The organism is Mesorhizobium sp. M3A.F.Ca.ET.175.01.1.1, assembly GCF_004791945.1.
In the GTDB taxonomy this organism is placed as follows: Bacteria; Pseudomonadota; Alphaproteobacteria; order Rhizobiales; family Rhizobiaceae; genus Mesorhizobium.
On the sequence record NZ_SRTP01000237.1, the window covers coordinates 1 to 326 of the forward strand.

General features: G+C 65.0%; 2 pseudogenes. One reads left to right on the top strand and one right to left on the bottom strand.

Annotated features, from left to right (window positions below):
• Positions 1-131: pseudogene (locus tag EN818_RS34535) on the top strand (patatin-like phospholipase family protein); the annotation flags it as partial.
• Between the two features lie 14 nt (positions 132-145).
• Here EN818_RS34535 and EN818_RS33395 read toward each other — a convergent pair.
• A pseudogene (locus tag EN818_RS33395) lies at positions 146-326 on the bottom strand (MFS transporter); the annotation flags it as partial.

Here is a 326-nt window from a genome sequence, read left to right on the forward strand (position 1 = left end):
CGACGCTCGATCTTTCGGGCGAACTCGACGACGGCTTCAAGCCGATGCGCGGTCCGGCGCCCGGGCGGCGGGTCAAGGAATTCCTGGCGGCGCGGATCAAGCCGGAGGCCGTTCGCAGGTCCAGTGCCTGACACAACGGACGGCGCTACCTCAGCCCGTTTGCTATCTGCCTTGCCGTCGGCATTCGCCTCAGCAACAACATCGCCGCGACGCCAAGCAGCGTCCCGGGGGTGAGGACCAGAAAGCTCCAACGCCAGCCGATGCTCTCGGCCACAAATGAGGTCAGATGGATGGAGACGAAGGTAAGGGCAATGCCGGCGCTCAAC